The 19,991-nt window shown below is 74.0% G+C and carries 18 protein-coding genes; 9 read left to right on the top strand and 9 right to left on the bottom strand.

The features are described from left to right. Positions 1-32: 32 nt before the first annotated feature. Positions 33-1,622: an MFS transporter gene (locus ABD54_RS13030; RefSeq protein ID WP_053063586.1), complete on the bottom strand. Its 1,590-nt coding sequence runs from the start codon at positions 1,620-1,622 to the stop codon at positions 33-35. Between the two features lie 38 nt (positions 1,623-1,660). After that, the gene (locus tag ABD54_RS13025) at positions 1,661-3,052 is read right to left on the bottom strand and encodes an alkaline phosphatase family protein (RefSeq protein WP_047869730.1); all 1,392 of its coding nucleotides are present in this window, start codon (positions 3,050-3,052) and stop codon (positions 1,661-1,663) included. A 98-nt stretch (positions 3,053-3,150) separates the two neighbouring features. Between ABD54_RS13025 and ABD54_RS13020 the strand changes: the two genes are divergently transcribed. Beyond that, positions 3,151-3,657 carry a hypothetical protein gene (locus tag ABD54_RS13020; protein WP_152692041.1) on the top strand — a complete coding sequence of 169 codons (507 nt, stop codon included), beginning with the start codon at positions 3,151-3,153 and terminating at the stop codon, positions 3,655-3,657. Positions 3,658-3,668: 11 nt separating this feature from the next. On the opposite strand, the gene ABD54_RS13015 is transcribed toward ABD54_RS13020, so the two are convergent. From ABD54_RS13015 to ABD54_RS12985, 7 genes are read right to left on the bottom strand one after another with little or no spacing between them, the layout of a single operon-like run. Then, positions 3,669-3,902 carry a hypothetical protein gene (locus ABD54_RS13015; protein WP_047869728.1) on the bottom strand — a complete coding sequence of 78 codons (234 nt, stop codon included), beginning with the start codon at positions 3,900-3,902 and terminating at the stop codon, positions 3,669-3,671. Beyond that, positions 3,899-4,699: a hypothetical protein gene (locus tag ABD54_RS26720; protein ID WP_053063585.1), complete on the bottom strand. Its 801-nt coding sequence runs from the start codon at positions 4,697-4,699 to the stop codon at positions 3,899-3,901. The genes ABD54_RS13015 and ABD54_RS26720 overlap by 4 nt, the downstream gene beginning before the upstream one ends. Further along, positions 4,686-6,524 carry a B12-binding domain-containing radical SAM protein gene (locus ABD54_RS26715; protein WP_053063584.1) on the bottom strand — a complete coding sequence of 613 codons (1,839 nt, stop codon included), beginning with the start codon at positions 6,522-6,524 and terminating at the stop codon, positions 4,686-4,688. The genes ABD54_RS26720 and ABD54_RS26715 overlap by 14 nt, the downstream gene beginning before the upstream one ends. Then, positions 6,521-7,903 carry an alkaline phosphatase family protein gene (locus ABD54_RS13000; protein WP_047869727.1) on the bottom strand — a complete coding sequence of 461 codons (1,383 nt, stop codon included), beginning with the start codon at positions 7,901-7,903 and terminating at the stop codon, positions 6,521-6,523. The genes ABD54_RS26715 and ABD54_RS13000 overlap by 4 nt, the downstream gene beginning before the upstream one ends. Before the next feature lie 35 nt (positions 7,904-7,938). Continuing rightward, a complete protein-coding gene (locus tag ABD54_RS12995) occupies positions 7,939-9,279 on the bottom strand; it encodes an alkaline phosphatase family protein (protein WP_160313087.1) in 1,341 nt (446 codons plus the stop codon). Between the two features lie 44 nt (positions 9,280-9,323). Continuing rightward, positions 9,324-9,572 carry a phosphopantetheine-binding protein gene (locus ABD54_RS12990; RefSeq protein WP_152692040.1) on the bottom strand — a complete coding sequence of 83 codons (249 nt, stop codon included), beginning with the start codon at positions 9,570-9,572 and terminating at the stop codon, positions 9,324-9,326. A gap of 44 nt (positions 9,573-9,616) precedes the next feature. Continuing rightward, positions 9,617-11,149 (bottom strand): alkaline phosphatase family protein, encoded by a 1,533-nt coding sequence (locus ABD54_RS12985; RefSeq protein ID WP_047869724.1) that lies wholly within the window; start codon positions 11,147-11,149, stop codon positions 9,617-9,619. Positions 11,150-11,549: 400 nt separating this feature from the next. Here ABD54_RS12985 and ABD54_RS12980 point away from each other — a divergent pair, with 400 nt between their 5' ends. The 8 genes from ABD54_RS12980 to ABD54_RS12945 are packed head-to-tail and all read left to right on the top strand — an operon-like array spanning position 11,550 to position 19,983. After that, positions 11,550-12,710: a DegT/DnrJ/EryC1/StrS family aminotransferase gene (locus ABD54_RS12980; RefSeq protein ID WP_047869723.1), complete on the top strand. Its 1,161-nt coding sequence runs from the start codon at positions 11,550-11,552 to the stop codon at positions 12,708-12,710. Further along, positions 12,707-13,618, top strand: a complete 912-nt coding sequence (locus tag ABD54_RS12975; protein WP_160313086.1) for a glycosyltransferase family 2 protein — start codon at positions 12,707-12,709, stop codon at positions 13,616-13,618. The genes ABD54_RS12980 and ABD54_RS12975 overlap by 4 nt, the downstream gene beginning before the upstream one ends. Continuing rightward, positions 13,615-14,355 (top strand): PIG-L deacetylase family protein, encoded by a 741-nt coding sequence (locus tag ABD54_RS26710; RefSeq protein ID WP_160313085.1) that lies wholly within the window; start codon positions 13,615-13,617, stop codon positions 14,353-14,355. Before ABD54_RS12975 ends, ABD54_RS26710 begins: the two co-directional genes overlap by 4 nt. A gap of 42 nt (positions 14,356-14,397) precedes the next feature. Continuing rightward, the gene (locus tag ABD54_RS12965) at positions 14,398-15,498 is read left to right on the top strand and encodes a radical SAM protein (RefSeq protein WP_047869721.1); all 1,101 of its coding nucleotides are present in this window, start codon (positions 14,398-14,400) and stop codon (positions 15,496-15,498) included. Continuing rightward, positions 15,491-17,809 (top strand): AMP-binding protein, encoded by a 2,319-nt coding sequence (locus ABD54_RS12960; protein WP_047869720.1) that lies wholly within the window; start codon positions 15,491-15,493, stop codon positions 17,807-17,809. The genes ABD54_RS12965 and ABD54_RS12960 overlap by 8 nt, the downstream gene beginning before the upstream one ends. Continuing rightward, on the top strand, positions 17,806-18,549 hold the full coding sequence (locus tag ABD54_RS12955) for an SDR family NAD(P)-dependent oxidoreductase (RefSeq protein WP_047869719.1): 744 nt from the start codon (positions 17,806-17,808) through the stop codon (positions 18,547-18,549). The genes ABD54_RS12960 and ABD54_RS12955 overlap by 4 nt, the downstream gene beginning before the upstream one ends. Next, on the top strand, positions 18,549-19,622 hold the full coding sequence (locus tag ABD54_RS12950; RefSeq protein WP_047869718.1) for a Gfo/Idh/MocA family protein: 1,074 nt from the start codon (positions 18,549-18,551) through the stop codon (positions 19,620-19,622). The genes ABD54_RS12955 and ABD54_RS12950 overlap by 1 nt, the downstream gene beginning before the upstream one ends. Continuing rightward, the gene (locus tag ABD54_RS12945; protein ID WP_047869717.1) at positions 19,615-19,983 is read left to right on the top strand and encodes a hypothetical protein; all 369 of its coding nucleotides are present in this window, start codon (positions 19,615-19,617) and stop codon (positions 19,981-19,983) included. Before ABD54_RS12950 ends, ABD54_RS12945 begins: the two co-directional genes overlap by 8 nt. The last annotated feature ends 8 nt before the right edge of the window (positions 19,984-19,991 follow it).

The raw sequence follows: 19,991 nt of genomic DNA, 5'->3' as shown, positions 1-19,991 counted from the left end.
GTGTGCCGTTCCGGAGCCGCACGCCCACCCGTTCAGCCGCCGTCCGGGGAGGGGCCGCGGCGACGCGGTCGCCGTCCGGGTACCGCCGACGCGCTCCCCGACCGGCCCAGTCGGCGCTCCGGGGGCGGGGACGGCCGGTCGGGGTCCTCGGGGCTGGGCCGGTGGCGCTCGCTGCGGTGCAGCCACACCGCGACGAGACCGGCGACGAGGAACCCGCCGAGCGGGTAGAGCAGCGCGACCAGGCCGGCGGTGTCGGCCGCTTCCGGGGGGTGCGTGCCGGTCCCCCCTCGCGGCAGGGCGAGGAAGAACAGGGAACCGGCCACGACCGTGCCGAGCGAGCCGGCGATCTGGATGACGGCGTTCACGGTGCCCGACACGCCGCCCACGGCCTCCTCGGGAGCCCAGGACATCATCTTCTGGGTGATGCCGGGGGCGAACAGGCCCATGCCGAGGCCGCTGACGAAGAGACCGGGCACCAGGCGCAGGATGATGTCTCCGGTGCCGCCGAGGGCGCCGCCGGTGGCGAGGGCGTGCCCCAGCGAGGCGACCAGCAGGGCCATGCCGGCCGTGAGGAGCGCGGTCCCGAGGAGGACCTGTCGGCCGTCGATGCGGGCGAGGAGGGCGGGCAGGGAGGCCGAGTTGGCCGACAGGCCCACCCCGATCGGCCATGCCATCAGGACCAGGCCGGTGGTCAGGGGGGACAGTCCGTGCCCGTCCTGGAGCTGCAGGGTGAGCACGAGGGTGTAGGCGCTCATCCCGGACCAGACCATGACGACGGCGACGAGGCCGACGGCGGGTCCGGGACGCCGGAACACCGTCATGGGCACCAGTACCGGGCGGCCCCGCTCCTCCCTTCGGCGCTGGGTGCGGACGAAGAGCGCCAGCAGGGCCAGACCGACCAGTCCGCCGGCCAGCGCGAGCGGTGAGACGCTCCCGTGTCCGAGGGTGACGAGGGGGAACAGCACCAGGAGCAGTGCGGCGCCGACCGTGACCGTCCCGACGAGGTCCAGGCCCGGACGGTCTCCGGTGCGCGACTCCTCCAGGTACCGGGCGCCCCCGAGCACGGCCAGGACTCCTATCGGGACGTTGATCAGGAACAGGATCCGCCAAGACAGCTCTTCTGGACCGAGTTCGAGCAGCAGCCCGCCGATGGGCGGGGCGAGCCCGGCGCCGACCGCGACCACGGCCCCGTAGGCCCCGAACGCCCGCGGGCGCTCGCTCTCGGTGAAGGTGGTCTGGATGATGGAGAGCACCTGGGGAACCATGAGCGCCGCCCCGAGGCCGGCCGCGGCGCGTGCCGCGATGAGCGTCGTGGTGTCCGGGGCGAGGGCGCACGCCGCCGAGGCGACGGTGAACACCACGGTCCCGGCCAGGAAGGTGCGCCGCCGTCCGAGGATGTCGCCGAGCCGCCCGCCCAGGACCAGGAGCACGCCGAAGGCCAACGCGTAGCCTGCCACGATCCACTGCAGTTCGGCCGGTGTCGCCCCGAGGTCGGCGGCCAGGTGGGGCGCCGCGATGACGACGACGCCGACGTCGATGAGGTCGACCAGGACGGCGGCGAGGACGATCGTGAGTCCCAGCCATCGTTGGCGGGGGGTCAGGGCTCGGTCCGGTTGGGCCATCAGCGTTCCTATTCCGGGTGGTGGACGTCACGACCTGTTCAGGCCAGGACACCCGCCGACTTGCTGTGACGGACCGGTGACTCAACGCCCAACAGGGACTCCAGAGTAGGGGCTACGTCGTACAGGGACAGGCCCGGACGCGGGCCCGGGGAGGCGCCGGTCCCGGCGAGCAGGAACACACCGGTGTCCCCGTGGTTGGCGTGATCCGGACCGGTGTCGTTCTCGGTGGTGTGCAGGCCCTCGCTCCCTCCGAGGGTGGCCAGGGCGCGGCGTCGCAGGTCACCGAAGTACACCATCAGGTCCGGCGCGACCCCGTTGACCTCGGGGTAGATCTCGTGGGGGCGCAGGACGCGGTTGCGCATCGGCGCGCCGGTCTCGTCGGTCAGCGCCTCCAGCATGCGGGCGATCCGGTCCGCGGTGTCCTCGTGTTCGGCGGCCGGGACCGTGCCGGTGGGCTCACGGCCCTCGACGTTGAGGAAGACGCGGCCGTAGTAGCCGCCCTCGGCCCAGGCGACGGTGCGGGTCCAGTCGACCGACGCCTTCGCCAGGGGGATCCGGTGGTCCGGTTCCTCCCGCAGCACCAGCAGGCCCTCGCGGCGCAGCCACTCGTTGACGCGGAACCCGCCGACCATGGGTTGTGCGCCGTGGTCGGACACGACCATCACCGCCGTGTCCTCGGGCAGGGCCTCCAGGAGTCCGGCGATCTGGCGGTCGAGCGCACGGTAGTACTGCGTGAACAGGTCGGCGTGGCGGTTGCCCGGCTCGTGGCGGGGGTGTCCGGGGTCGCAGTGCTTCCAGAACGCGTGGTGGAGGCGGTCCGGCCCCATGTCCACGAGGGTGAGCAGGTCCCACTCCCGGGTGGTCGCCAGGTGCCGGGCCACGTCGAAGCGCTGCTCGCTCATGTCGAAGATCTCCTGGGAGATCCGTTCCGGCTCCGGGGAGCGGAAGTTCGCCACGTCGAGCCGGTAGCCGCCGGTGAGGGCGGCGAGTTCGTCGGCGAGGCCGACCGGGTGGGTGAACCGGGCGTCGGTGGAGGGGGCCATGAAGCACGACACCATCGACCCCAGGATGGGGGTGGTGGGGTAGGTGCCCGGTACGCCCAGCACGATGCTGGTGCCGCCCTCGGCGGAGACCAGGTCCCAGATGCGGGGGCGGCGGATCTTGCGCGCGGTCGCGAACTCCATCGGACCGTAGCCGTGGTCGGCCCTGTCGCGGAAGCCGTAGATCCCGAGTTCGCCGGGGGTGGCGCCCGAGAGCATGCAGGCCCAGGCGGGCATGGTGATGGGAGGGTCGATGCTGCGCATCGGTCCCCAGACCGCCCTCTCCTTCAGGCGGGTGAGGGTGGGCATGTCCGCGGAGTGCTTGTCGAAGAGCAGTTCCGGGGGGACCCCGTCCAGGCCGATGACGGCGACGCGGCGCGGTGTGGCCATCGTGATCGTTCTCCTTTCCTCGGGATGGGTCGGGCGTGCCCGCTGTAGGCTGCCCACCGGACGCGGGATGGTGACGGGAGCCGGGGAGGGGTGCCGTCGTGACGGGACCGGACGGGATCGGGGCCGCTGCTTGTCTGGTGCTGGTGGTGGACGGGCCGGTGTCGGCCCGGAGCTGGCGCGACCTGCTCTCCCCCCTGGTGGAGGTGCGCACGTTGTCCGTCCCGGAGGCGGTCGGCGGTGCGGGCCCGGGGTCCGTCGTCGCCGACTGGCCGGCCGACCGCCCGTGGGCGCTGTTCGTCTCCGGGGCGGCGGCGCCCGGCCTGGTGGCCCGGGTCGCGGAGGTCGGGCCCGCCCCGTCGCGGGTGTTCGTCGCCTCGTCGGGGGGCGTCCTGGCCGATCCGGTCGCGCCCCCCGTCCGACCGGTGACGGTGGTGCTGGCGGAGGACGCGTCCGAGGAGGAGCGGGCGCGGGCGGCCTCCTGGGCTCCGGCCGGGGAGCACGCCGGTGACCTGGTGGTGCGGCTGGTGCCCGCCGGGCAGGAACCGCCCGCGGCGTGCCACCCGCACCTGGCGCGGGGCGTGCGCGAAGACCTCTCGCTGCCCTGACGGGCGGGCGGTCATGCGGTCGGCCCCGGTTCGACCAGCCGGTGCAGCTCGGTCGGTGAGAGGGCCGCGAGGTCGACGTCGTCGTCGAGGTCGGCCCCGAGGTCCTGCTCCAGGAGGATCGCCAGTTCGACCATCCGCGAGGACTCGACGGCGAGTTGGTCGCGCAGCGCGACGTCGGGCGCCAGTTCGGCTCCCGTCACCCCCAACGTGCCGTACAGCACGGACCGGAACTCGATCGGGGTCATGCGCGCGTCCTTTCGTGGCTGTCGTGTAGTGCCGGGCGCAGCGGCAGGTCCTGCTCGTAGCGCAGCCCGCACCGCAGGGCGGTCTCCGCCTTGCCCAGCTCGGTGCCGAGGTAGCCGGTGTGGGCCGGGTCGGTGATCACTCCGGCCTCCAGCAGGCCGAGCACCATGGACTCGGCGCGACGGCCGCGCATGCGGTAGCGCGGTGTGAGGTCGGCGTCGAACACTCGCAGGAGCACGGTGCCCTCGGCGTGGTCGGCGGTGATGACCACGAACCCCTGGAGGGCGGTCGACAGGTCGCGGCGTCTCCCCCTCGGGCGCAGCTCCGTCGGTTCGACGGCCCCGACGGGTTCGGGGACGGGTCCGGCGGTCGGGGCCGGTGCCCGGCGGACGGCGGCGCGCAGTGCCGCCACCTGCGCCGCGAGTTCCCCCTCGTCGTCGACGCCGCGCGCGTCGTGCCAGGTCAACTGGTTCCGGAAGCGCTCCACCTGGGCGACGCCCAGCCCCGGCAGGCGAGCGTCGTAGCCCTCGGCGCGTCGGATACGGCCGCCGTCTCCGTCGATGCCGTGGCGGAGCAGGGCGACCAGGCTCTGTCCCGGGCGGAACAGGCGCGAGTCCGCCCCGCACACCAGCAGTGCCCGGAGCGAGGGGCGGGCGAGCACGGCGCGGACGATCTGTTCGATGCCGATGTTGGCCGTGCGCAGCGGTGCGGCCACCGCGACCCCGGGCAGGTCCCTGAGGCGGTCGGCCAGTGCGGTGTCGGTCAGGGTGCAGACGGCGACGTCGTCACCAGGTCGCACCGGCGCCCTCCCCCGTGTAGGACCGCTGCGCCCCGCCGGGGGCCGGGTCGGGCAGGGTCGAGCTGATCTCCGCCACGCGCAGGCCCATGCGGTGCAGGTGTTTGCCGAGGCGCAGCTGCTCGGTCTTCATCTGGTCGATCCGGGCGTCGAAGTAGCGTTCGACGTCGAGCACCTGGGCCGCCCGCTTGTCGTGGTCGAGGCGTCCGGAGAGCGCGTCGTCGACGTTGCTGCGGAAGAAGTCGACGTTGTGCTGCGCCATCTCCTGGCGGATCGCGCGGATCCTCTCCTTGAACGTCTCGATCCGCTCCATCGCCTCGGGCACGTGGTGGAAGCGTCGGTGGAGTCGGGAGATGAACGTCTGGAGGACGACGTTGAAGGTCTCGAACTCGAACACCGAGGACTGCTCGGTGATCACCCCGCGCCGGTGGTAGTCGTCGTTGTTGTAGAGCGAGGCGAAGTGGGTGGCCAGCACCTCGACCCGTTCGTCCTTGTAGGTGTAGCCGTAGGGGTCGAGTTCGTTCAGGTAGGCGTCGGTGAGCAGGCCGTCGTCGGTCATCCTCCGCACGATCTTGGTGCCCGGATAGATCTCCAGCCGCTCGGTCATACGGCGCAGGTTGTGGCCCGCGTTGTGCCGCAGGAACTCCGCGTTCTCCAGGATCGTCTCGACCGTGGCGTAGGGGTGGAACGGGATGAAGCCCATCGCGAGGTAGATCCCGTGCTGTTCCAGCATCCGGATCACGGTGACGTTGTCCTGCACCGTCGCCTTCTTCTCCCAGAGCAGCAGCTCCTCGGGGACGCCGGACTCGATGCCGACGTTGGCCTTCTCCAGGCCGGCACGCACCAGCAGGTCCAGCAGCGCGTGGTCCTCCGGGGTGTCCTTCCAGTTCTCCGCCCGCATGCAGACGTTGAAGTAGATGTCCAGTCCCTCGTCGAGGATGCCCTGGGCGATCCTGCGGACCCGTTCCTTGCCCAGTCGGCCGCCGTCGGGGTCCTCGAACGTGGAGTCGATGAAGTCGAAGGTGCGGAACCGGTGGTCGCGCACCAGTCGGACGATCTCGTCCACCACCCGCTCCGGGCTGCGTCCCCGCCACGCCTTGCCCTGTTGCACCCGGTTGTTGGTGTGCGGGGCAGCGCAGAACGTGCAGCGGGCCACGCAGCCGCGGCTGGTGCTCACCCGCACGTACTCCAGCTCGTTGCCGTGGGAGACGAGTTGGTCGCGGGCCGGGTGCGGGAGCGCGTCGAGGTCGTGGACCAGTGGCCGGGTCGGGTTCTGGCGCGGTCTGCCCCGGGCGTCGCGGTAGCAGATGCCGGGGCAGTCGGAGAGGCCGTCCCCGAGCGCGATGCGTTGCACGAGGTCGAGGATGGTGGGTTCGCCCTCCCCGACGGCGACGACGTCGGCGTGCGGCATCCGGCGGAGCACCTCGGTCCCGGCGAAGGTGCCGGCCGGGCCGCCGCAGGCGATCACCGCGTCCGGGAGCGCCTCGGCGAGGCGTTCGGAGAGCGAGGCGGCGCTGACGACGTTGAGGCTCATCAGGGTGAAGCACACCAGCGCCGGGTCGTACTCGACGAGTTCGGCGATGGTGCGCTCCTCGTCGAGGCCGTGTCGGACCTCGCGGATCTCGCAGGTGAAACCCGCCTCGCGCAGCACGCTCGCCATGAAGGCCACGCCCAGGTGTTCGGGGGACATCACCAGGTCGCCGTCGAGCAGGACGAGGAAGCTGGTCCGCACGGAGGCGGGGTCGGTGATCGCCGGGTCGATCTCGATGGAGAACGCCCCCGGCTTCTCCCTGCGAACCGGGGTGATGGGGATGTCGGTGGGGCTCATGCCGTACCTCCAGTGGTCCGCTGCGCGCGGCCGGTGTCGGCCGCGCGGCCGTCCATGTCGGGGGTGTCCACGCCCAGCGCGCCGAGAAGGGTCGGGGCCACGTCGGTCATGTCCACCCGGGCCGGGAAGCGGTCCCGGTCCGCGCCGCGGGCGTGGAAGATCGCGTTGCCCCGCGTGTGGGTGCCGGTGAACACGTCGGTGCCGACCGTCGACGCGGGCGCCCACGTGCCCCGGGGCTGGACTCCGAGGGCGGGCGTGGCCAGCAGGTCGGCGCCCCGTTCCAGCAGCGGGCCGCTGTAGACCTGCGCGGCGGTCTCCACGGCGTCGAACACCGGCGGTCCGTCGACGTCGGGGCCGATCCGGGTGCCGTCGCGGCGCAGGGCGCGCAGTTCGTCGGCGATCTCGTCGCGTACCGCGTCCGCGTCCTCGTCGCTCAGGGAGCCGGACGGGAAGCGGCTCTTGCGGTGCAGGTACACCCGTGCCGGGTCCAGCGCGAACGCCTGGGAGCGGGCGTCGAGGTCGGTCAGCCGTGGGGTGGTCTGCTCCGGGGCCAGCCAACCGCCCTCGCGCAACCATCCGTTGAGGGCGAACTGGCAGGTAGCCGGTCCGAAACCGTGGTCGCTGACGAGGAAGAGCGCGTCCTCGTCGTCTACGAGCGCGACCAGCCGTGCGAGGGCGGCGTCGACCTCGCGGTAGAAGTCGACGACGGCGTCGTGCAGCGGATGGCCGGGGTCGTCGAGCGGGCCCCACAGGAAGTGCTGCACCCGGTCGGTCTCGGTGATCACGGCCACGCCCAGGTCCCATTCGGGTTCCGCGCCGTCGCGGCCCAGCACGGCCTCGAACCCGCGGACGCGGGCGCGCAGCGCGCGCACCGCGCGGGCCAGGAAGGCGTACGGGTCGGCGGCGACATCGCCGATCTCCATGTCGAGTTCGTAGTCGAGCGCGGAGAGGGTGTCGGCGAGTCGTGGCGGGAACACCGCGCGGGACAGGCGCGGGGCGACGAAGCCCGACACGAGTGCGCCGTGGACGGTCGGCGCCGGGTAGGTGCCCGGCACGTTGAGGCAGGCGGTGCGCAGTCCCGCCCGTGCCGCGATCTCCCACATCGTGGGGGCGGCGAGGGTGCGCGCGTCGGCGTAGAAGGTGTCGTACCCGCCGGGAAGCAGGTCCACGAACCCGAACACACCGTGCCGGGCCGGGTTGACCCCGGTCAGGAACGACGCCCAGCTCGTCGAGCTGATCTCCGGCACGGGCGCCACCAGTTCCGCGCACGGGCCGCTCTCCAGCAGCGCGGCGGCGGTGGGCATCACGCCCTGGGCGGCGAGCCGGTGCAGCAGGTCGAGGGTCATGCCGTCGAGGCCGACGGCTAGGGCCCGGTTCATCGGATTCCTTCCTGGGGTCGACCGGTGGTGGGTGCTCAGCAGGTGATGAGGGCCCTCCCCGAGCACCACGGCGGGACCTCGCGGCCCAGGGCCGCGGCCAGTGTGGCGGCCATGTCCACCGGTCGGGCGGGCGCGGTGCCGGGAAGCGCGGTCCCGGTGTCCGGACCGAGGGCGGCCCAGTAGGAGTCGGGTCGGTGCCAGCCGCTCTGCCAGGTGCGGTGGACGTGGTGGGCCCAGCTCGGGTCGCCCAGGGGCAGGTAGCGCCAGTCGTGGGGTTCAAGGACCAGGTCGGGGGCGAGTTCGGTGGCTGCCCCCGGGTAGACCTCCTCGCGGGGGGACGCCGAACGGACCAGGGGCAGGCCGGTGCGGGGGTTGACCGCGCCGAGCAGAGCTTCGGCGACGTCCTTGCGCACGGTCTCGTAGTCGTCGGGGGAGACCGTGCCCCGCTCGTAGCGGCCGGTGAGGTTGACGTTGACGCCGTGGGTGCCCTGGACCGCCTCGAAGGCCCGGCTGGCCCCGAAGTCCACGCGTCCGTCGGCGTCGTGGGTCAGGAGCCCGGCCGAGGCGAGGGCGTCGTTGATCGAGCAGTACGAGCGCACGGGACCGAACCCGATCTCGGAGAAGGCGATGAGGGTGGTGCGGCCGTCGAGCCGGCGGAGCATGCGTCCGAGCACGTCGTCGGCGGTCTTGTAGGCGTCGAACACGGCGCTGTGGGAGGGGTCGACGTCCTCGCGTTCGAGTTCCTGCCAGAAGATGTGCGAGGTGCGGTCGATGGCCGTCAGGTTGACCACGGTGACGTCGGCGCCCCGGTCGTGCAGGTGCTCGGCGGCTGCGGCCCGTCGCCGGTCGGCCTCCAGCAGACGTTCGAGCACGGAGGCGCGGGGTCCCCCGTCCCACCACACCGACACGTCGTGTACCGGGCGGATGCCCTCCCGGTCCAGTTCGCGTTGGAGTTCGCGGGGGTGGCAGCCGCGCAGTGTGGGTCGCATGGGGTAGGTGATCAGCCAACCGTCGAACGGTTCGGCGGGGTGTGTGCCGAACAGCCCCACGGAGGCGAAGCGCAGGTCGGCGAACTCCGGGCGCTGCCAGAGCAGCGGCAGCCGCCGTTCCCGGGAACCCAGCACCGCCGGACGGTAGTCGGGGCTGTGGCACGACCAGTAGGAGTGGAACCCGTGGTCGCCGGGGCGCGCCCCGGTGAGCAGGCTCAGCAGGCCCGGTGGTTCGTAGGGGACGCCGTCGGCCCGCAGCGGTCCCCCCGCCCCGAGGGTCCGCAGGCGCGCGAAGGCCGGCAGCCGGCCCTCGGCGCACCACCGGTCCAGCAGCCGGGGTGTGGCGCCCTCGGTGACCACCACGATCGCGCGTCGATCACTCGGCACTGCTCCTCCTCGTCGCTCGCGGTCCTGCCGGTCCGGCCGACGGCTCAGTCGGAGAGCCGCTCGCTGACGTAGGCGCTGAGGACGTCGAGGTCGTCGACGAGGCGCACCGAGAGGTCCTCGTCGGCGATCTCGATGTCGAACTCGTTCTCCACCCAGATCAGGAACTCCAGGGTGTTGATCGAGTCCAGGCCCAGCGTGTCCACGATGTCCTTCTCGGGGAGGTCGGCCGGATCCCGTTTGAGTTCGAGGGAGGCGACCATGACCTTCTTCAGCCGATCCTTGACGTCGCTCACGTCGTCGTTCCCTTCCCTGGGGTCGGTTTCGGTCGGGGGTTGCTTCACAGGTAACCCATCTCGCGCAGCCGGGAGCTGGTGAAGGCCAGGTCGCCGTCCTCGTCGGCGGCGTCGTCCCCGGGGAGGCCGGTCCCGGTGACGGGGTCCGCGGGCAGCGGCGCCGGCGGGGTCGGGGGGCGGGAGAACGCGTCCCGGTGGACGCGGCCGTCGACGTCGTCGGGCCAGGCGATCCCGTGCGCGGCGAACATCGTCGGAACGGTGTCGACCAGGCGGAAGGTCTCGGCCCGGCGCCCCGGGACGACGTCGGGCGAGCGCTGCGCCCAGAGGCCCTCGTGGCGGTGGAGCCCGGTCTGGGCGCTCGGCCCCCAGAGCGGGGCCGAGGGGTCGCAGACCGGCATGACGGTCTCGTCGGCGGGCAGCAGCACGAAGTCCGGGGCCCGGTGCGTCCAGGGGCCCGGGTAGACCTCCTCGCGCGGCAGGACCGCGCGGAAGACCCGGTCGCCGGTGGGCGTGCGCAGGTCGAGGAGCGACTGCAGGTCCTCCAGCAACCGGGCGCGGTCCCTCGGCGCGACGCGACCGCGCACCTGGCGGCCCCGCTGGTTGACGTTGAGGCCGTAGCTGCCCGGCACGGGCATGTAGACCGACGTGCGGTCGAAGTCGACGGTGCGTCCGCCGCCGGTGAACCAGTGCGCGACCCGGTCCGGTTCCCCGTCGCCGGAGGCCGCGGTGGCGAGCAGGCCCGCCTCCTCCAGCAGGCCGTGCAGGCCCAGGGAGTGGCGCCCGCGCCCGAGCCCGTGGTCGGACACCAGCACGACCGTGGTGTCGTCGTCGACGAGCCCGACCAGTTCACCGACGGCGTCGTCGACGGCGCGGTGGATGCGCGTCATCGCCTCGTCCCACCCGGAGCCGGGAGGCGGGGTCTCGTGCCCGGGGTGGTCGGGGTCGCCGAAGTGCCAGTAGTGGTGTCCCACCCGGTCGGGCTCGGTGATCACGACCATGGTCACGTCGGTGGGCCTGGTGGTCATCAGGTGTCGGGTCGAGCGCACGCGCGCCGCGACGTTGGCGACCGCCTCGTCGATGTAGCCGTGGTCGCCCCGGAACATGCAGGCGAGGTCGGGCTGGAAGTGCGCCCCGGCCGTCGCCAGCTCGCGCAGCAGCGTCGGCGGCCGGCAGTAGCGCAGGGTCTGCCGCAGCGGCCAGGTCAGCTGGTAGCCGGGCAGGTCGCGCGGCGGGTGGGACATGGGGACGTTGATCATCCCGCCGGACCAGCCCTGGGCCGCCGCCCACTCCCACATCGAGGAGCGGCCCAGATCCGGCGCGCCGACCAGCGTCTCCCCGTAGGCGGGGTGCTGGGTGTCGAAGAACTGGTAGACGCCGTGACGTCCTGGGTGGGACGCGCTGGTCATGGTGGCCCACCCCGGCGCTGTGTGGGCCGGCCAGGTCGTGGAGGTGACCGCGCTCGCGCTGTCCCGCAGCAGCGCGGCCGTGTGCGGCAGCTCCCCGCGTCGGACGAGGGGGTCGATGGTGTCGAAGCTGCCGCCGTCGATCCCGATGACGAGGACGCGTGGGGTCGGCACGGGACGGCCTTTCGGTGTCGAGGGCAGGGGGGACCGGACGGGCTCGGCCGAGGCCGGTGAATCACGATCGTCATGACGTCCGGGAGATCCGTCAACCGTTATTCGATTTTTCGAATGAACACCCCGGACCGGGTGAACGGTTATCGCATGTTCGACTGCGCAAGATACGCACCCGCCCTCGTTCTCGCTGTTCACAGCCGCACGAATCGTGTGGTTGAACTGCTTCAGCATTTCCCGGACACCGCACCTTGACAGCGAATCGAATGGTTCCCAAGGTTATGGGAGTCCGCTTTGGCGAGTGATTCCGGGAAAAGACGGCTGCCGCGGTGAGCACGAGGATTCCGCGGCGCGTGAGTCCGACACCCGCCGTGCCCTTCGCCCCCCCGACTCGGAGGACGACGTGCCGCACGACCGTCAGGAACTGAACCTTCCCCCGTGGCCCCAGTACGGCGCGGCCGAACGCGAGGGGCTGCTCGGGGTCCTGGAACAACCGGGGTGGTGGCGTCAGGCCGGCAGCCGGGTGGAGACCTTCGAGCGCGCCTTCGCCGAGCGGCACGGCGCACCGTACTGCCTGGCCGTGAGCAGCGGGACCGCGGCCTTGGAGCTCGCCCTGGAGAGCATGGGCGTCGGTCCGGGGGACGAGGTGGTCGTCCCCGCGTTCACCTTCATCTCCTGTTCGCTCGCGGTGCAGCGGCTGGGCGCCGTGCCGGTGCCCGCCGACGTCGACCTCGACACCTACTGTCTCGACGTCGACGCGACCGCCGCGGCCCTGGGCCCCCGCACGAAGGTGATCATGGCCGTGCACATGGCCGGCCAGTTCGCCGACGTGGACGCGCTGGACGCGCTGGCCCGGTCGGCGGGCGTGGAGGTGCTGCACGACTCCGCGCACGCGCACGGGGCGCGCTGGCGCGGCCGTCACGCCGGGGAGCTGGGTGGGATCGCCACCTTCAGCTTCCAGAACGGCAAGCTGATGACCGGAGGCGAGGGCGGCGCGATCCTGTTCCCGGACCGCGAGCGCTACGAGGACGCCTACCTGCGCCACAGTTGTGGGCGCCCCGCCGACGACCGGCACTACGAGCACCGCACCCAGGGTTCCAACCAGAGGATGCCCGAGTTCGTCGCGGCCGTGCTGAGCGGACAGCTCGCCCGCCTCGACGAGCACCTGCCCGTGCGCGAGCGCGGCGCAGAGGTGCTGGAGAAGGAGCTGGCCGCGGTGCCGGGCGTGGTGCCGGCCGGCCGCGACGAGCGGTGCGACCTCCACAGCCACTACATGGCCATGTTCCGTGTCCCCGGGATCGACGACCGTCGTCGCCGCGCGCTGGTCGACGACCTGGTCGGCCGTGGTGTCCCCGCCTTCGTCGGTTTCCCGCCGATCTACCGGACCCGGGGATGGGGGCTCGGCCCCACGCGGGGCGAGGGCGTCGGGAGCGACGCCGCTCGCTGCCCGAACAGCGAGCTGATCGGCCGTGAGTGCGTCTGGTTGCACCACCGTGTCCTGCTCGCCGACCCGGACACGGTGCGCGCCGTGGCCGCGCACGTGGGGGAGGCCGTGGCGGCGTGAGTCCGGCGCCCCGTCCCGTGATCTCGGTCGTCGTGCCCACCGCAGGGGGGCGGCCCGAACGGTTGCGTCCGGCCCTGGCCTGTCTGGCGGGGCAACGCGACGCGCCGCCCCACGAGGTGGTGGTCGTCGTCGACGCGGACGAGGTTCCCGCCGAGGTGGGCGCCGCTCCCGGCCCGCCCGCCCGTGACGGGGCCGGGAGCGCGCCCCCGCTCGTGGTGGTGCGCGGCCCCGGTCGCGGTCGGGCGGCGGCACGCAACGCCGGCGTGGCCGCCGCCTCGGCCCCGCGTGTGGTCTTCGTCGACGACGACGTGCTGGTCGGCGAGGATTTCCTGGCCGCCCACCACCGGGCCCGCGGCCCCGGCCTGTTCTGCCACGGGCGCATGCGCGAACTGCCCACCGCCGCCGCCCTGGTCGCCGAGTTGGCCCGGGGGGACGCCGCCGACGCCCGGGACGCCCGACGCGCGCTGGGGGCCGGCCCGACACGGGCGCCGCGTCGCCGTCTGGTGGCCAACGCGTTGGAGCGCGCGGTGGAGGGGATGGACGCCGGGACCGTGCCCGACGTCGCCCCGTGGCTCGGCTCGGTGGGGGCCAACCTCGCCGTGGACCGCGCCGAGGTGGAGGCCGCCGGCGGCTTCGACGAGTCCTTCGGCACGACGTGGGGCTGCGAGGACCTCGAACTGGGCCGGCGTCTGCACGGGCGCGGTCTGCGCCGACGGCTGGTGCCCGACGCCCTGGGGGTCCACCTCAGCCACGGCCGCCCCGACCGTTGGGAACAGCACGCCCGCAATCTGGAGCGCTTCGCGGCGCTGCACCCCGAGCCCGCCGTGACGCACCTGGCGGAGCTGCTCTGCGCCGACGGGGATCCGGTCCGGTACGTCGACGCGGTGCGCGGGGGGGATGCCCCGTGAGCGGACCGCCCGCCGGGGGGACCGTGGACCACCTGGTGCTCTCCCCCCACCCCGACGACGCCGTCTGGTCCCTGGGGGGCCGGATCGCGCGCTGGCGGCGCGAGGGGGCCCGGGTCGTGGTGCTCACCGTGTTCGACGGCCCGGTCCCGGACCCGGCCCCGGGCGGGGCCTCCCGCGCGCTGTCGGCGCCGCCCTCGACACGCAGGGCCGAGGACCGCGCCGCGCTGTCGCTCCTGGGGCTGGCGCCGCACTCGCTCGGACTCGCCGACGCGGCGGCCCGCCGCAGCGACGGCGTCCCGCGCTACCCGTCGGTGACCCGCCTGTTCTCGACACCGCATCCGGACGACGCCGCCCTGGTGGACCGGATCGCGGAGGCGATCGCACGCCACCGGGACGGGGGCACGCTCGTCCACGCGCCGCTCGCGGCCGGGGACCACGTGGACCACAGGCTGACGCGGGCGGCCGTCGAGCGCGCGGGGGTCGGGGCGCCGGACTGGTACGAGGACTTCCCCTACACCGTGCGGGCACGGCACCGCCGGGGCCTGGACAGGCGCGCCTCGGCGCTGACCGAGGCCGACACCGGGGTCTGGTTGGAGGCCGCGCGGTGCTACACGAGCCAGGCCCGCTCGCTGTTCGGCGGCACGGACGCCCTCACCGCCGCGCTGCGCGCGCGGGCACGCCCCCGCGAGGGGGACGACCCCGCCCGCCCGCACGCGCACCACTGGGTCCGTGCCTGAGGACACGGCGCCGCGACATCAACGACGAAGGAGACCGCGACGATGGTGAGCCACCTCCTGGGCAACGACCTCGTCATCAACGAGGACGCCTGCAACCTGAGCTGCAACTACTGCCTGACCGGCCAGAGCAACCTCAAGGAGGGGCACAACCTCAAGCTCATCTTCGAACCCCCCAAGCGCGACGCCTACACCAAGGACACGCCGTTGGGCCGCAACGTCGACACGGTCGCCGACCGGCTGCGCACGACGTTCGACATGCCCCTGCTGAAGGTGACCGGCGGGGAGATCTTCCTGATCAGGGGGATCATGGACTTCCTGGAGCAGGAGGCGGCCAAGCACGAGGTCCTGGTCGTGCAGACCAACGGCGTGCTCGTGCGCGAGGAACACCTGGAGCGGTTGCGCTCCTGGGGCAACGTGGTGCTCCAGGTGTCGTTGGACAGCCACCTGTACGGCGGCAACAGCTACCGGGTGCAGTCGGAGAAGCTGCACGCGAAGACCATGGCCGCCATCGAGCGCATCCTCGTCTCGGGGATCCCGGTGGAGATCTACCAGGTGCTGCACGATCGCAGCGTCGCCGACACGACCGCGTTCGCCCGTTTCCTGGCGGGGTTCGGCGACCACGTCAGCCTGCACCCCTTCCCGGTGCGAGGACCCGACTCCGACGACTACAGGATCCGCCCCGAGCAGATCGTGCACGTCGAGGAGCTGGTCGACCGCTTCGACGAGCTGTCGGCGGTGCTGCCGCCGCGGGCCTACTTCGACCGGCTGCTGAGCTTCTACCGCGAGGGCAGGCGGACCTTCCGCTGCCACCTGCCCCGGCTGGTGGTCTCGACCTTCAGCGACGGCGTCGTCACGCCCTGCCCCAACATCTGGTTCTCCGACATGGGCAACGTCCTGGAGGAGGACTGGACCGCGACCACCGACAAGATCGGGGAGACCGGGCTGACCCGGGCGCTGCTCGCGGAGCGACCGCGTCTCGACGCCTGCCACGGCTGCTTCACGCCGTGGGACACGCTGTCGATGTACTTCGAGGACGAGATCACGCTCGACGAGCTGTGCTCGGCCCCCACGTACTCCCCGCCCGCCATCCGCGCGCTGCTGGCCGGGATGAAGGCCGACTACGACCGGACGCGCCGTGGGTGAGGCAGCCGGGACCCCCGTCGTGGCCTCCGGGCTGTGCGCGGTCCTGCGCGACGCGCCGGACCTCCCCGGCCGCCTGCGCGGCGCCGACGGCACGGCGCTCTCCACCGGGGCGCTTCTGGAGGCCGCCGGGCGTGTCGGCGAACGCGCAGGGGACGTCGCGGGCCGGGTGATCGGCCTGCGGGCCGAGAACGGGCCGTCGTGGGTGACCGGTCTGCTCGGCCTGTTGGAGGCCGGCGCCCACCCGTTGTTGGTGGGCGCCGACGCCCCCGGGGCCGAGGCGGACCGGCTGCTGGGCGACGCCGGCGGGGAGGGGTGGCTCGACCCCGCCACCGGCGCGGTCTCCCCCGCCCGTGGCACGTCCTCGGCCCGGAACGCCGTGGCCGGGGAATCCACGCTCGTGCTGGCCACGTCCGGCTCGACCGGCCGGCCCTCACTCGTGCGCCGCACCGAGTCCGACCTGGTCGCCGAGGGGCTGCGCTACCGGGACGGCGTCGGTGTCGGGCCGGACGACCGGGTCCTGATCCCGTTGCCGTTGAGCCACTCCTACGCCCTGGGGTGGCTGTTCGGCGCGCTGCTCTCCGGCTCCGCCGTCGTGCCCGTGCCGCCGACCGCGCTGGGCGCGACCGCGGACGAGCTGGCCGGGGGTGCCACGGTCGTCGTGCTCACGCCCTCCCTGGCACGGCTGTCGGCCCTGCGGACGGTCCGCCGGGGCGGGCCGCGTGCGCCACGGCTGCGCATGGCGATGGTCGGGGCGGGGCCGGTGGACGCCGGTCTGGAGCGCGCCGTGCGCGACGCCCTGGGCGTCCCCACATCCCGCAACTACGGCTCCACCGAGACCGGCGCCCTGTGCGCCGGTGTGGCGGACCCCGACGGGCCCGGTCTGGAGCCCGGGTGCGTCGGACGGGTCCTGCCCGGCGTGGTCCACGAGATCGTGGGCGGCCCGGGTGACGCCGCGTCCCCGTCCACGGGCCTGTTGCGGGTGCGCACGGCTCCGGGGGCCGACTGGCACGACACGGGCGACCTGGTCACCGAGACCGCCGACGGGCTGCGGGTGCTGGGGCGGCGCGCGAGCGCGGTCCGCCGCGGCGACCGCTGGGTGGCCCCGCTGGAGGTGGAGGCCGTGCTGCGCGCCCACCCCGGTGTTCGGGACGCGCACGTGACCGGGAGGCCGGGGCGCCACGCGGGCGCCGACCGCTTGGTGGCCGACGTCGTCCTGGCCGAGGGCACCGGGGTCGAGGACCTGCGCCGCCACCTGGCCGGGCAACTGTCGCCGGCCAAACGCCCCGACGAGCTGCGTGCGCGCGAGGACCTGGGGCGCACCGCCACCGGCAAGGTGCCCGCGCCGGCGCGTCCGCGCCTGACCGCCGCGGGGCTCGCCGCCACCCGCGCCCACAAGGCGTCCGAGCTGCTGTTCGCCCTGCGCGAGGTGGGCGTCCTCGAACGGTTGGACGGCGACCACGACGTCGTCGACCTGGCCCTGCGCACCGGGTGCCGCGTCGACGCGTTGACGCGGCTGCTCGACATAGCCGCCGACCTGGGGCTGGTGACGGCCGACCCGCACGGGGACGACGCGGGGGTCGCGCCCGAGGAGGCGCTCGGGTTCGTCGACCTGGAGGCCTCCCTCTCGCGCGGCTGGACCTCGCGCGAAGCCCTCGCCGCCCTGGCCCGCGGCGACGGCCGGGACGGGCGGCCGTTCGAGCGGAGCGCCCCGGACCCGGGGTTCGCCCGCCTCTACCGGCGGGCGATGGAGGCTCCCTCGGCCCGGGCCCGCGCCGTCCTGGGGACACGGCTGCTGCGCGTGCCGCGCGGCGCGCGGGTCCTGGAGGTCACCGCCGGTCCGGGCCGCTACTTGCCCTCCCTGATCGACGCCGACCCGGAGGCCACCGGCCACCTGGCAGCCGTCGGGGCGCTGGCCGGCGAACCCCACCCCGCGCTCGGCGGGAGCGCCCGGGTCGAGGTCTCCCCCGACCCGGGGGCGGGGGGGTTCGACGTCTGCGTGGTGGTCAACGCGGTGCACGGTCCGGCGCCCGGGGACGACCTGGACTGGCTCCTGTCGCGCCTTCGCCCCGGCGGGAGGCTGCTGGTCGACGACGTCTTCCTCCCGGAGGGCGGCGGGCCCGGATCGGAGCTGGCCCTGGACTGGTGCACCCACGGCGGGACGTCGTGGCCGCGCCTGCGCGACCTCGCCGAGGCGCTGACCGCGCGCGGCGCCCGTGTCGGTCGCGGCGTGCCGCTGCCCGGCGGGGCCGCCGCCCTGGTGCCGGCCACCGTCCCCCGCACCACACGCACCGCGAACGAGGAGGAGAGATGAGCAGCGACACCGTGCGCGTCGTCGTCGTGTCCGGCGCCTCGGGCACCATCGGCCGGGCCTGCGTGCGCCGTCTCGCCGACGAGGGCACCGCCGTCGTCGCCGGTTACCACCGGGGGGACGATGCGGTCCGGGCGGTGCGGGCCGAGGCCGAGGAGCGCGGGGCCACCTGCGTCCCAGTCCGGGCGGACGTGTCCGAGCCCGGGGGCGCGGAGAAGCTCGTCGGGGCGGCGACGGAGCGTTTCGGGCGCGTCGACGGCTGTGTCGCAGCCGCCGCGGTCCTTTTGCGCCGCCCGGCCCTGACCACCGACGCCGCCACCCTGGACCACCTCATGCGGGTCAACGTCGGCGGTTCCGTCGCGCTCGCCCGGGCCTGCCTGCGCCCGATGATGAGGGCCCGCCGCGGCCGGATCGTCCTGTTCGGGTCCTGGGCGGGACAGCGCGGGCTGCCCGGACAGAGCGCCTACGCCGCCTCCAAGGGGGCGTTGGAGCCGTGGGCCGCGTCGGTGGCCGGTGAGGTGGGCCGCCGGGGCGTCACCGTCAACGTGGTCGCGCCCGGGGTCGTCGACGACGGCTCCCCCCGGCACGACGCCGAGGAGGCCGCCAGGGTCCGTGAGCTCATCGGCGCCCGCCGTCCGGCGGAGCTGGAGGAGGTCACGGCCGCGGTGTCCTTCCTGCTCTCCGACGGGGCCTCCTACGTCAACGGCACGACGCTCAGGGTGGACGGGGGTGCGCGGTTCTGATGTCCGCACATCCCGTCCCGCGCGTCGCCGTGGTGGGGACCGGCTGGATGGCCCGCCGTGTGTGGCTGCCGATGCTGGCGGCCCACGCCGGCGCGCGGGTCACCGCCGTCGTCGAACCGGTCGCCGAACGTCGCGGGGCCGCCCTCGCCGCGTGTCCCGGCGCGTTGCCCATCAAGTCGGAGGAGCTCGACCGCTCCGTGGCCGACGCAGTCGTCGTCGCGGTGCCCAACGACCAGCACGCGGCGGTCGCGGCCCCCCTGCTGCGCCGGGGGATGGACGTGTTCGTGGAGAAACCGGTGTGCCTCAGCAGCGGTGAGGCGGACACCCTGGCCTCGGCCTCCGCGATGGGCGGGGGGAGGCTCCTGGCCTGGAGCCCGGCCCGCCACCGCGCCGACGTGGCGGCGCTCGCCTCCCTGCGCGCCGACCTGGGGCCCGTGCGGTACGCGGAGCTGGAGTGGGTGCGCGCGGCCGGGGTGCCCAGCCACGCCGACTGGTACCGGGACGGTTCGCGCTCGGGCGGGGGCGCCCTGGTGGACCTGGGCTGGCACCTGCTCGACGTGGGCCTGGACCTGCTGGGGGGTCCCGGTGTCCTCCGCGCGTGCGGGGTGGTCTCCGCCGACTTCGTGGACCGCGACGACCGCGCCGCCTCCTGGCACGCCGGCGCGCCGACCTCCACGGCCGGGGCCCGGGGGGTGGAGGACAGCGCCTACGGCTTCGTGACCACCACCGACGGCACCGGGATCAGCCTGCGCAGCAGTTGGGCCTCGCACAACGCCCGCGACCTCACCCGGTTGGCGCTGCACGGCGCGCGGGGCAGCGCGACGTTGGAGACCACCTTCGGGTTCAGCCCCCACCGGACCCGGCCCGCGCTCACCGTGCGGGTGGCCGGTCGGGAACGGGGGGTCGACCTGCCCCACCAGGAGGTCGGCGCGGAGTACCGGGCACAGGTCGAGGCGCTGGTCGCCGCGGTGGCCGCCCCCGGCCGGACCGGCGACGCGCTCGACCGGACCCGCGGCATCCTCGCCGCCATCGAGGGGATCTACGACACGAGCGGAGACTTCGTCCATGTCTGAGCACACCGTCCGGTTGCACGTGTCCACCGGGTCCGCCCGGCGCGACCACGCGTTGGCCGAGCGACTGGCCGCCGATCTGCGCGCCCTCGGCGTCGACGCCGAGCGGGAGGCGGACCTGGTCCGTTTCACCGCGCACATGTCGGCGGCGGTCGAGGTCGTCCCGGAGGGCGCCGACCGCGACGCCCCGGGGCGCGTCCGGCTGACGCTCGGCGCGGAGGGCGGGGGCGACGCCGCCGACAGCCGGGCCGTCGTCGAGGAGCTGGAGCGCCGCGGCCTGACCGCACGGCACGAGGAGGTCTACTCCGCGGAGGAGGAGGCCGCGGTCGCGCGGCGCCTCGAAGAACTCGGCTACCTGGGCTGACCCACGAC

Source organism: Nocardiopsis sp. RV163 (genome assembly GCF_001029525.1).
In the GTDB taxonomy this organism is placed as follows: domain Bacteria; phylum Actinomycetota; class Actinomycetes; order Streptosporangiales; family Streptosporangiaceae; genus Nocardiopsis; species Nocardiopsis dassonvillei.
Note: the sequence above shows the minus strand (reverse complement) of the source record. Positions and strands in the feature narration are given on the sequence as shown.

Bases quoted from the DNA above. Each gene is read 5' to 3' on its own strand.
- ABD54_RS13030 (WP_053063586.1), bottom strand. From the start codon at position 1,622: ATGGCCCAACCGGACCGAGCCCTGACCCCCCGCCAACGATGGCTGGGA.
- ABD54_RS13025 (WP_047869730.1), bottom strand. From the start codon at position 3,052: ATGGCCACACCGCGCCGCGTCGCCGTCATCGGCCTGGACGGGGTCCCC.
- ABD54_RS13015 (WP_047869728.1), bottom strand. From the start codon at position 3,902: ATGACCCCGATCGAGTTCCGGTCCGTGCTGTACGGCACGTTGGGGGTG.
- ABD54_RS26715 (WP_053063584.1), bottom strand. From the start codon at position 6,524: ATGAGCCCCACCGACATCCCCATCACCCCGGTTCGCAGGGAGAAGCCG.
- ABD54_RS13000 (WP_047869727.1), bottom strand. From the start codon at position 7,903: ATGAACCGGGCCCTAGCCGTCGGCCTCGACGGCATGACCCTCGACCTG.
- ABD54_RS12965 (WP_047869721.1), top strand. From the start codon at position 14,398: ATGGTGAGCCACCTCCTGGGCAACGACCTCGTCATCAACGAGGACGCC.
- ABD54_RS12955 (WP_047869719.1), top strand. From the start codon at position 17,806: ATGAGCAGCGACACCGTGCGCGTCGTCGTCGTGTCCGGCGCCTCGGGC.
- ABD54_RS12950 (WP_047869718.1), top strand. From the start codon at position 18,549: ATGTCCGCACATCCCGTCCCGCGCGTCGCCGTGGTGGGGACCGGCTGG.
- ABD54_RS12945 (WP_047869717.1), top strand. From the start codon at position 19,615: ATGTCTGAGCACACCGTCCGGTTGCACGTGTCCACCGGGTCCGCCCGG.